Origin of the sequence: Sphingomonas sp. CCH21-G11 (genome assembly GCF_001555965.1) — a bacterium.
Classification (GTDB): Bacteria; Pseudomonadota; Alphaproteobacteria; order Sphingomonadales; family Sphingomonadaceae; genus Sphingomonas.
The window spans coordinates 148,156-158,121 of sequence record NZ_LSHX01000056.1 but is presented as its reverse complement, the minus strand read 5'-3'; the positions used below and the strand labels follow the sequence as shown (position 1 = coordinate 158,121).

Sequence of the window (9,966 nt, the reverse complement as noted above, 5' to 3'; positions counted from 1 at the left end):
GTTCAGGTGGTGCCCGCCCCTACCGCCTCGCCGGCCGCGCCGGTTTCCGCCCCCGCGTCTGCCAACTGATCCGCCCAGATCGCGCGCGCGGCAATTGCTGCACCCATGTCGCGCGCGATCGCGGTGTCGACGTCGATGATGCGCGGCGCGCGGATCTTGCCCGCCCCGGCGGTATCGATGTGGATGCTGGCGATGCCGAGCAGGCGCTGCAACGGCCCCTGGCGCATGCGCACGACCTGAACCGCGCGGTCGGGGACGATCCAGGCTTCGCGCGACAGGACCCCGCGCGTCACCTGGAGCGAGCCGTCGAGAAGCGCGTAGCGGTGATAACGCCGCGCGAGCAGCGCCGCGACGACCGGCAGCGGGGTGAGGACCAGCAAGGCGACCGCGGGCGGAAAGACAATTGTTGCGATCAGCACGGCCGCCAGCGGTCCCGGCACGTTCAGGATCAGCGAGCGGACGATGTGGCGCGGCGAAACCTCGCGCAGCGGCAGCGGCTCGAACGGCGGCAGCGCGGCGGCGGCGAGGATCGGAGCAATTTCATCGGGACGCGCGAGCGGCGCGATCGACTGGCGCCCGCCCTTGTCGTTGCTGCCGCCGAGTGTCTGGAGCTCAAGCGCCCGCCAGCCCAGCAGCCCGCTGATCGCGCCACGCCGGATCAGGGCGAGCTGGACACGGTTGATCGCGATGACGACCTCGGTTCGAGTCAACAGGCCGCGCACGCGGCGCAACCGCTGCTCGATCCGGGTGATGCGAAACCCGAATTCGCCGAGCAGGGTCTGGAGGACGCCGCTGGCCAGGCCGAGCATGATCGCCAGCACGCCGACGATCACGAACGACGCGATGTTCAGATAATGTGCGGCCTCGCGCTTGCCCGCCCGATACCACTCGTCGATCAGATCGTAGTCGAAGTCGATCGCATCGCCGAGCGTGTTGAGGATCCCGAAGATCACCGCGATCCAGACCAGCGAGAACCGGAACAGGCCGAGCGTGAGGACGCGGCGAAGGTCCATCGCGAACAACGGATGTTCGTGGTCGGCGGCGGCGTCGGCATCGGGTCCCGCAAGCGGCGCGTCGCGACCGTCGGTGGCGGCGACACGGCGACGAAGGCTGCTCGCACGGATCGTGGCGCGCAGCCGTTCGGCCTCCGCGGTGGCGACGCTGTCGAGCGTCGCTTCATCGGCATCGCCACCGCCGGTTTCGATCCGCACCGTGACCAGCCCGAACAGCCGGGCGAGCGGCTTCTGCTCGAGCGAGACGTCCTGCACGCGCTCGAGCGGGATCGAGCGTCGGCTTTTGTTGAGGATGCCGTCGGCGATGACCACCTCGTCCGCGGTGATCCGGTAGGTGAACGCGCGCCAGCGCAGCCATGCGACCAGCAGGCTGACGACCCCGATCAGCCCGAGCACGGCAATCCCGACCAGCAGGCCGCGACGGTTGATCAACGGGATCAGCGCCGGAAGCCCCAACAGCGTGCGCGGGCTGGCGGCCAGGATACGGAGCAGGACGGTTCCGGGGTGAAGCCGGCGGGCCGGGTCTGCCGCGTCGGCCACCGCGTCGACGGTCAGGTCGGTCATCCCCGCGCCGCGATCGCTTCGCGGATGGTATCGCGGATCGCATCGGCGGTGTCGCGGGCGATGCCGGGCAGGTGCACGACGTTGCTTTCCGAACCCGCGGTGTAGAGCGACAGGCTCGCCACCGCGTAATGGCGTTCGACCGGACCTTGGTTCACATCGATATGCTGCACGCGGCTGACGGGCACGATGGTGTGGCTGCGGAACAGCCAGCCCGACGCGACATGCAGTTCCCCGCCGGTAAAGGCGTAGCCCCAACGTGACCAGCGCCGCCGGGTGGAAAACAGGATCGACCAGATCGCGAGCACCAGGACCGGAACGGCGACGAGGCCCGATACCGGCAGACGGTCCGCCAGCGCGAACTCAACGCCGATCGCGCCCGCGATTGCGACGATGGATTTCAGCGCCGCATCGACGCGCATTACACCGAGTTGCCCCGGCTCGAGCGGTTGCAAGGCAATCGGGGCGAGCATCGCCATCCCTATGCGTCAGGCGGGCGCGGTCGCTCAAGCGAAACCGCACCCGCCCGCATGCGGTCACGCGGCCAGGAACATTTCCGGGTCGAGCGCCATGATGCTGTCGCTGCCGCCCTCGATCTTGCGGCGATGCGCCCCCGCCTCGGGCAGGATGCGCTCGGCGAAGAAGCGCGCGGTCACGATCTTGCCCTCCATGAACTTCGCATCGCCCTGCCCTTCGGCCAGCGCGGCGTGCGCCGCCTTCAGCATGCGCAGCCACATCATGCCGAGCGCGACGATGCCCATCAGATGCATGTAGCTGTAGGCGCCGGCACCGACCTGATTGGGGTTCTGCAACCCGTTCTGGAGGAACCAGCCGGTCGCGGCCTGAAGGTCGTTGAGCGCACGCTCGAGGCGGGTGGCGAAGTCGGCGAGCTTCTCGTCGCCCTTTGCCGCGGCGATTTCCTCGCCCACCAGCTTGAACAGCGCCTGCACGGCGCGACCGCCATTCTGGGCGAGCTTGCGCCCGACCAGGTCCATCGCCTGCACGCCATTGGTGCCTTCGTAGATCATGGCGATACGGGCATCACGGACGTACTGCTCCATGCCCCATTCCGCGATATAGCCATGGCCCCCATAGATTTGCTGGGCATCGGTCGCGATCTTGTAACCGAGGTCGGTGCCATAGCCCTTGATGACCGGGGTCAGCAGGCCGATCAGGTCGTCGGCAAGCTGCCGCTCCGCCTCGTCGGGGGCCATATGCGCAAGGTCGACCTGGAGCGCGCCCCACAGGCACAGCGCGCGCAGCCCCTCCAGGCTCGCCTTCGCCTCCATCAGCACGCGGCGGACATCGGGGTGGACGAACAGCGTGTCGGCCTTTTCGCCGGGCTCCGCCGCACCGGTCAGCGCGCGGCCCTGACGACGGTCGCGCGCATAGTGCACCGCGTTCTGGTACGCGGTTTCGCCGACACCCAGGCCCTGCAGCCCGACGCCCAGCCGGGCGACGTTCATCATGATGAACATCGCGGCGAGGCCCTTCATCTCCTCGCCGACCAGCCAGCCCTTCGCGCCGTCATAGTTCATCACGCAGGTCGAATTGCCGTGGATGCCCATCTTGTGCTCGATCGACCCGCAGGTGACCGCGTTGCGTTCGCCCAGCGAGCCGTCATCGTTGACGATGAACTTCGGCACGACGAACAGGCTGATCCCCTTGGTCGATTCAGGCGCCCCCGGCGTCTTGGCGAGCACGAGGTGGATGATGTTGCTGGTCAGGTCATGTTCACCCGACGAGATGAAGATCTTCGTGCCCGTGATCGAGTAGCTGCCGTCGGCATTGGGTTCGGCGCGCGTGCGGATCAGCCCCAGATCGGTGCCGCATTGCGGCTCGGTCAGGTTCATCGTGCCGCCCCATTCGCCCGACACCATCTTGGGAACGTATTTTTCCTTCTGCGCCTGCGACCCCTTGGCGAGCAGTGCTGCGACCGCGCCGTGGGTCAGCCCGGGGTACATGGCGAACGCCATGTTGGCGGAAATCATATATTCCTCGAACGCGGTCGAGATGAGGTGGGGCATCCCCTGACCGCCAAATTCCTCCGGCGCCGACAGCGTCGACCACCCGCTCTCGACCAGCTTGTCATAGGCTTCCTTGAAGCCCGCCGGCGTGGTGACGCTGCCGTCCGCGTGCCGGGTGCAGCCTTCCTGGTCGCCCGACTGGTTGATCGGGAACAGCACCTCGGCAACGAACTTGCCGCCTTCCTCCAGCACCGCGTCGACGATGTCGGGCGTCGCGCCGGTGAATCCGGGCAGATTGGCGAAGCGGTCGAGGCCGATCACATGGTCGAGCACAAAGCGCGTGTCGCGCACCGGCGGCGTATATTGCGGCATGTCGGGCGATCCTAGTCCTGAGGGTGTGTTTCGGTTTCGAGAAAGGTGACGAATTGCTGTAGCTCGGCGATCGCGGCGTCGATATCGCGTTTCTGCGCCCGCAACAGCGCGACGCGATCGCGGCAGCGCTGGATGGTCACGCGGCGCTGCACCCGGCGGCCGTCGCCGATATCGTAGAGGTCGATCATCTCGCGGATTTCGGCCAGGCTGAACCCGACGCGCTTCCCGCGCAGGATCCAGGCGAGCCGCGCACGGTCGCGATGCGAGTAGATGCGCGCCAGACCCCGCCGCTCGGGCGAAATCAACCCTTCGTCCTCATAGAAGCGAAGCGCGCGCGGCGTGACGTCGAACTCGGCACACAGGTCCGAGATCGAGAAATATTCGCGGTCCGGCCGCGGTTCGATCGGGGCGAAAGTCGCGATCGTGGGCACGTTCGTCGCCATGGCGCATTCCTACGCCAGGTTTACGTGAACGTCAACTCCCGCAGAGCAATCGGCCGCGCGGATCGCGCAGCAATTGCGCCTCCGCCGGCGCATCGCTCAGGCGCTGGACCCGGAGCGCGGACAGGCTGGCGCGGCCCCGGCAGAGCGCCGCGCAACCCGTGGGAATGCGCGCCGGAAATGCGATCTCCTCCCCCTCGATCCGTGCGTCGAAGGCGCAGTCGCCCAGCTCGATGCGCAGCGCGGAACCCGACTGGGCGACCGTGCCGCGCGCGGTGCATCCGATCCCGTCGCCGTAATCGATCGTGACGCCGATGCGATAACGATCGCCCGCCGACACGACGCAGACGCGGTCGGTTTCGCGGACGAAGACTCCAACCGGGTTGGCGACTCCCGGCGGCGGCACCAGCCCCTGCCGGATCGCGGCGGCTTCGATGGCGGCACCGGCATCGGCGGCGGTCGTCCCCTGCCCTTCCCCGCCGCCGCAGCCGGAAACCAGCCCGGCCAGCGCGATGATCAGCGGAAGCGCCCGGCGCATCATTCGCGAACCAGTGCCCGCCCCTCGATCCGGCGGTAGAAGCAGCTTCGCGCACCGGTGTGGCATGCCGGCCCGGCCGGGGCGACGCGCAGCCAGACCGCGTCCTGATCGCAGTCGATGCGCGCTTCGAGCACGTGCAGCACGTGGCCCGAAGTCTCGCCTTTCTTCCACAGGCGCGCGCGGCTGCGCGACCAGAAATGCGCCTCGCCCGTCGCCAGGGTAAGATCGAGCGCCTCGGCATTCATGTGTGCCACCATCAGCACTTCGCCGGTTGCGGCATCGGTGGCGACAGCGGTGATCAGTCCGCCGGCATCATAGCGGGGGTCGAGTGTCAGCCCGGTTTCGCGAGGATCCATGCCGCCGCGTTAGCGGCTTGCGCGGCGGCGGCCAAGCCAGAGGTGCCCCCCGCCGTCACCAACCCGCGTCGGGCCGGGCCAGATAGGCAAGCTCCGCCGCGCTGCTTTCGCGCCCGAGCGCGGCGTTGCGCGACGGAAAGCGCCCGAAGCGATCGATTACCTCGGCATGGGCGCGGGCGAAGCGAACCTGGTCGTCGAGCCCGGCGGCCTCGAAACATTCGATCGCGAAATGCTGCAGCCCGGCATGTTCGGCGTGCATCAACGGCATATAGAGGAACATGGCGCGTTCAGGCGCGAGTGCACGATCGAACCCGCGCCGGATCGCGCCGAGCGCGAGGGCCACCGCCAGCGTGTCGCCCGCGAACGCCTCGCCAGAGCCGCGATGGATGTTGCGTGCGAACTGGTCGAGGACGATGATCGCGGCGAGGGCGGTGTCGGGGGTGTCGGTCCACCCCGCCGCGCCGCCGGCCTTCAACCGATCGAGCAGAGGCGCGAAGCGGGCGGCGATGCGGCGGTCCAGCTCCTCGTCCTTGGCGAAATGCGCGTCGCTGGACAGCGCGAACCAGAAGTCCAAGACCCCGGCGGCCTGGTCGGGGATCGTCCCCGGCGTCATGCGGCGGTCTTGCCGAACTCCTGGCGGGTCACGGGATGGCTGGACGACAGCCCGCCATCGACCACGATCGCCTGGCCGTTGACATAGCTCGCCGCGTCGGAGGCGAGGAACAGCGCGACCTGCGCGATCTCGTCCGGCTCGCCGCCCCGGCGCAGCGGATTGAGGCGGCCGATGCGATCCTCCTTGCCGTGCTCGCGCGCATATTCATAGGCGCGCGCGGTCATGCCGGTTTCGATCAGGCCGGGACAGATGGCGTTCACGCGTACATTGCTGCCCGACAATTGCTGCGCGCTGGTCTGGACCAGGCTGATGACGCCGGCCTTGGACGCCGAATAGGGCGGCCCGCCCGCGCCCGATCGAAGCCCCGCGACGCTGGCGGTGCAGACGATCGCGCCGCCGCCGCGCTCGACCATATGCGGCGCGGCGTGCTTGATCATCAGGAACGGGCCGATCAGGTTGACGCGCAAAATCTCCGCCCAGTCGTCGGGCGTGACATCGAACAATCCGGCGATGCCGCCCGAAATGCCGGCATTGGCATAAGCGATGTCGAGCCCGCCGAATGAAGCGACCGCCAGCTCGACGGTGCGGATCACGTCGGCTTCGGCGCCCGCATCCATCTCGATCGCGTTGGCGGTGCCGCCCGCTTCGGCGATCATCGCGACGGTCTCGTGCACGCCCACACTCTTGTCGGCGCAGATGACGCGCCCGCCCTCGGCCGCAAAGGCCCGCGACGTCGCGCGGCCAATGCCGGAGCCAGCGCCGGTGACGATGATCGACTTGTCCTGAAAGCGCATCATCCGTTCCTCCGCTCAGATCGTGACACCGCCGTCGATCACCATCGCCTGGCCGGTCATGAACGCGCTGGCCGGACTGGCGAGATAGACGACCGCGCCGGCGATATCCTCCGGTTCGCCGATCCGGCGCAGCGGCGTGCGGCTGTTGGTCGCGGCGATCCGCTTGGGGTCTTCCCACAGCGCCCGGGCAAAGTCGGTTTTGACGAGCCCCGGCGCGATGCAATTCACGCGGACGTTGTGCGGGCCGTATTCGACCGCGTAGTTGCGCGCGAGCTGGAAGTCCGCCGCCTTCGACACATTGTACGCGCCGATCATGCCGTCGCCGCGCAGGCCGCCGATCGACGAGACGATGACGATCGACCCGTCGCGGCGCTCGATCATCTCGGGTGCGACCAGCTGGATCAGCCAGTGATTGGCGAGGATGTTGTTGTCGAGGATCTTGCGGAACTGTTCGTCCTCGATGCCCGCCAGCGGTCCGTAATAGGGATTGGATGCGGCGTTGCAGACCAGCACGTCGATGCGTCCGAACGCGGCGCGCGTCTGATCGACCAGATTGGCGAGTGCGGCCTTGTGCGACAGGCTGGCGGCGACCGCGATGGCGCTGCCTTTGCCGTGTTTCGCGTTCAAATCGGCGGCGACCGTGTCGCAAGCATCCTGATTGCGGCTGGAAATGACCACCTTCGCACCATGCGCCGCCAGCGCCTCGGCCGATGCCTTGCCGATGCCGCGCGACGATCCGGTGATGATCGCCACCTTGCCGGTCAGGTCGAACAGGTGAGTCATGGAAGGGGCTCCGGTTCAGAGGTTGGCGTCATCCCGGCGCAGGCCGGGATCTGTTGCCACATGGTGCGCTCATATGGCCTGAGACCCCAGCCTTCGCTGGGGTGACGGAAGGTGGGGATCGTCGTCCCGGCATAGGCCGGGACCGCCATCAAATCGGGCGCGCTCACGCCCCGGCCCGCTCTGCGAAATGCCATGCCGCTGCGGCCAGCGCGGGCAGCCGCTCGACGGTCGCCGCCGCCTGTTTGCTCGACGCATTGCCGTCGATCATCCGCTTCTTGATCCCCTGGACGATGCCGGTCAGGCGGAACAGGTTGTAGCTGAAATACCAGTCGAGTTGGGGCACGCCGTCGCGGCCCGTCGCGGCGCAGTAACGCGCCACGACCTCGGCGATGGTCGGGATGCCGGTTTCCGGACCGTCCAGTCCCTTGACGCCCGAGCGCCCTTCCGGCTCGGTCACCCAGTTCATCAGGAAATAGCTGAAATCCGCCAGCGGATCGCCCAGCGTCGACAGTTCCCAGTCGAGCACCGCCAGCACGCGCGGGCCGTCCTGCGCGAAGATCATATTGTCGATGCGGTAATCGCCGTGGACGATCGAAGTGCGCGTCTGTTCGGGGACGCTCCTGCCCATAAACGCAATGAGCCGCTCGACTTCGGGCACATCGTCGGTCTGGCTCATGCGATACTGCTTGGTCCAGCGGGCGACCTGGCGCTCGAAATAATTGCCGGGCTTGCCATAGTCGCCCAGCCCCGCCGCCTCGTAATCGACCGCATGCAGCGCCGCGAGCGTGTCGACCATCGCGTCGTAATAAGCCCGCCGCTGTCCGGGCGTCATGCCGGGCAGCGCGCCGTCCCACAGCGTGCGCCCGTCCACCATTTCCATGACGTAAAAGGCCGCGCCGAGCACGCCCGCGTCCTCGCACAGCCCATAAGGCCGTGCGACCGGAAAGCCGGTGGGATGCAGCGCGGCGATCAGCCGATATTCGCGCTCGACCGCATGGGCGGACGGCAGCAGCGGGCCGAACGGCTTTCGGCGCAGAACATAGGCGCCGCTGGCCGCGTCGATGCGGTAGGTCGGATTGCTCTGACCGCCGGGGAATTTGGCATAGGCAAGCGGCCCCGCATAGCCCGCGACATTGGCGGCCATCCACGCCTCGAGCGCGGCGGGGTTCAGGTCGTCGGTCGCGACCATCGGGGCCGTCGCCTCGCTCATGCGAACCGGATCACCGAACGCACCGAGTCCCCCTTGCGCAACTTGTCGAGCGCATCGTTGACCTGATCGAGCGCGATCGTCTCCGCCACCATCGTGTCGAGATCGAGCAGCCCGTCGAGATACATGCGCACCAATCGCGGCAGGTCGATCGGGAACTGGGTGGAGCCGAGCAGCGACCCCTGCAGCTTCTTGCCGGTCAGAAAGGTCGGGCCCGGGATCGACACGCTGTTGCCAGGCGCGATCATGCCCAGGATGGTGGCGGTGCCGCCGCGGCGCAGGATCGCCCAGGCGAGCTCGGCGGTCTGCGGCCGGCCGACCGCCTCGATCGCATAGTGGACGCCGCCGTCGGTCAGCTTGAGGACCGACTTGACCGCATTGTCCTCGCCCGGATCCATGACGTGCGTCGCGCCGAGCTTGCGCGCCAGATCGCGCTTCTCCGCCACCGGGTCGATGGCCAGGATCATGCCTGCCCCGGCGATCCTCGCCGCGTTGATCGCGGCGAGCCCGATGCCGCCCGCGCCGATCACCGCGACGCGTTCGCCCGGCTTGACCTTGCTGTCGTTGAAGATCGCGCCCGCGCCGGTAATGACTGCACAGCCGAGCAGCGCCGCACGATCGAGCGGCATCGCCTTGTCGATCGCGACACAGGCGTTTTCATGGACGAGCATCTGCTCGGCAAAGGCGGACAGGTTGAGAAAGGGGGCGAGCGGCGTGCCGTCGTCGAGGGTCAACCGCGGCGAAGCGTCCGCCGGGCGGCGCGTCGAGGGATTGATGCACAGCGATGGCCGGCCGCTGATGCAGAATTCGCACGAGCCGCAGAACACGGTGAAGAAGGTAATGACGTGGTCGCCGGGGCGGACCGAGGTGACGCCCTCGCCCACCGCCTCGACCACGCCCGCCGCTTCATGGCCGGGCACCGTCGGCAGAGGGTGGGGAAAGGCGCCGTCGACAAAATGCAGGTCGGACCGGCAGACCCCGCACGCCGCGGTGCGGATCAGCACCTCACGCGGACCCGGCGCGTCGATGCGCACATCCTCGATGGTGAGCGACGTGCCGGGCTGGCGCAGGACGGCGGCCTTCATGCGAAACGCTCGGTCGTCCCGGCGGAGGCCGGGACCGCGATCAAGCGCGAGCGCTCCATCCTGCCAGAGGCCCCGGCCTGCGCCGGGGTGACGTGCTTGTAGGACGCTGCCCCCCAGTCCGTCGTCCCGGCGCAGGCCGGGACCTCAGGCAGAAGGTGGTGCAACGGCCGGATAGCGGCCCCGGCCTGCGGGGTCCCCTGCAACGTGATAGTTTGCGGGGGCTCCTGCGCCGGGGCG

At 68.2% G+C, this 9,966-nt stretch carries 11 protein-coding genes; all 11 read right to left on the bottom strand.

Annotated features, from left to right (window positions below; all coding sequences use genetic code 11):
- Positions 1-2: 2 nt before the first annotated feature.
- Complete coding sequence (locus AX676_RS16755; protein ID WP_066478614.1) at positions 3-1,577, bottom strand: PH domain-containing protein; 1,575 nt, start codon at positions 1,575-1,577, stop codon at positions 3-5.
- Complete coding sequence (locus tag AX676_RS16750; RefSeq protein WP_066773469.1) at positions 1,574-2,053, bottom strand: PH domain-containing protein; 480 nt, start codon at positions 2,051-2,053, stop codon at positions 1,574-1,576. The genes AX676_RS16755 and AX676_RS16750 overlap by 4 nt, the downstream gene beginning before the upstream one ends.
- A gap of 57 nt (positions 2,054-2,110) precedes the next feature.
- On the bottom strand, positions 2,111-3,913 hold the full coding sequence (locus tag AX676_RS16745) for an acyl-CoA dehydrogenase C-terminal domain-containing protein (RefSeq protein ID WP_066478611.1): 1,803 nt from the start codon (positions 3,911-3,913) through the stop codon (positions 2,111-2,113).
- 11 nt (positions 3,914-3,924) lie between these two features.
- A complete protein-coding gene (locus AX676_RS16740) occupies positions 3,925-4,356 on the bottom strand; it encodes a MerR family transcriptional regulator (RefSeq protein WP_066478609.1) in 432 nt (143 codons plus the stop codon).
- 31 nt (positions 4,357-4,387) lie between these two features.
- Positions 4,388-4,891: a hypothetical protein gene (locus AX676_RS16735; RefSeq protein WP_231726077.1), complete on the bottom strand. Its 504-nt coding sequence runs from the start codon at positions 4,889-4,891 to the stop codon at positions 4,388-4,390.
- Entirely contained in the window at positions 4,891-5,247 is a 357-nt protein-coding gene (gene hisI, locus AX676_RS16730) for a phosphoribosyl-AMP cyclohydrolase (RefSeq protein ID WP_066478605.1), read from the bottom strand. Before hisI ends, AX676_RS16735 begins: the two co-directional genes overlap by 1 nt.
- Before the next feature lie 55 nt (positions 5,248-5,302).
- A complete protein-coding gene (locus tag AX676_RS16725; protein WP_066478602.1) occupies positions 5,303-5,860 on the bottom strand; it encodes a DUF924 family protein in 558 nt (185 codons plus the stop codon).
- Positions 5,857-6,657, bottom strand: a complete 801-nt coding sequence (locus tag AX676_RS16720; RefSeq protein WP_066478596.1) for an SDR family NAD(P)-dependent oxidoreductase — start codon at positions 6,655-6,657, stop codon at positions 5,857-5,859. The genes AX676_RS16725 and AX676_RS16720 overlap by 4 nt, the downstream gene beginning before the upstream one ends.
- Before the next feature lie 12 nt (positions 6,658-6,669).
- Positions 6,670-7,437, bottom strand: a complete 768-nt coding sequence (locus AX676_RS16715; RefSeq protein ID WP_066478593.1) for an SDR family NAD(P)-dependent oxidoreductase — start codon at positions 7,435-7,437, stop codon at positions 6,670-6,672.
- 163 nt (positions 7,438-7,600) lie between these two features.
- Entirely contained in the window at positions 7,601-8,647 is a 1,047-nt protein-coding gene (locus AX676_RS16710) for a phosphotransferase family protein (protein ID WP_066478590.1), read from the bottom strand.
- Positions 8,644-9,729: a Zn-dependent alcohol dehydrogenase gene (locus AX676_RS16705; RefSeq protein ID WP_066478583.1), complete on the bottom strand. Its 1,086-nt coding sequence runs from the start codon at positions 9,727-9,729 to the stop codon at positions 8,644-8,646. Before AX676_RS16705 ends, AX676_RS16710 begins: the two co-directional genes overlap by 4 nt.
- Positions 9,730-9,966: the final 237 nt, after the last annotated feature.

Coding starts and splice junctions, on each gene's coding strand:
- AX676_RS16755 (WP_066478614.1), bottom strand. CDS start 1,577: ATGACCGACCTGACCGTCGACGCGGTGGCCGACGCGGCAGACCCGGCC.
- AX676_RS16750 (WP_066773469.1), bottom strand. CDS start 2,053: ATGGCGATGCTCGCCCCGATTGCCTTGCAACCGCTCGAGCCGGGGCAA.
- AX676_RS16745 (WP_066478611.1), bottom strand. CDS start 3,913: ATGCCGCAATATACGCCGCCGGTGCGCGACACGCGCTTTGTGCTCGAC.
- AX676_RS16740 (WP_066478609.1), bottom strand. CDS start 4,356: ATGGCGACGAACGTGCCCACGATCGCGACTTTCGCCCCGATCGAACCG.
- AX676_RS16735 (WP_231726077.1), bottom strand. CDS start 4,891: ATGCGCCGGGCGCTTCCGCTGATCATCGCGCTGGCCGGGCTGGTTTCC.
- hisI (WP_066478605.1), bottom strand. CDS start 5,247: ATGGATCCTCGCGAAACCGGGCTGACACTCGACCCCCGCTATGATGCC.
- AX676_RS16725 (WP_066478602.1), bottom strand. CDS start 5,860: ATGACGCCGGGGACGATCCCCGACCAGGCCGCCGGGGTCTTGGACTTC.
- AX676_RS16720 (WP_066478596.1), bottom strand. CDS start 6,657: ATGATGCGCTTTCAGGACAAGTCGATCATCGTCACCGGCGCTGGCTCC.
- AX676_RS16715 (WP_066478593.1), bottom strand. CDS start 7,437: ATGACTCACCTGTTCGACCTGACCGGCAAGGTGGCGATCATCACCGGA.
- AX676_RS16710 (WP_066478590.1), bottom strand. CDS start 8,647: ATGAGCGAGGCGACGGCCCCGATGGTCGCGACCGACGACCTGAACCCC.
- AX676_RS16705 (WP_066478583.1), bottom strand. CDS start 9,729: ATGAAGGCCGCCGTCCTGCGCCAGCCCGGCACGTCGCTCACCATCGAG.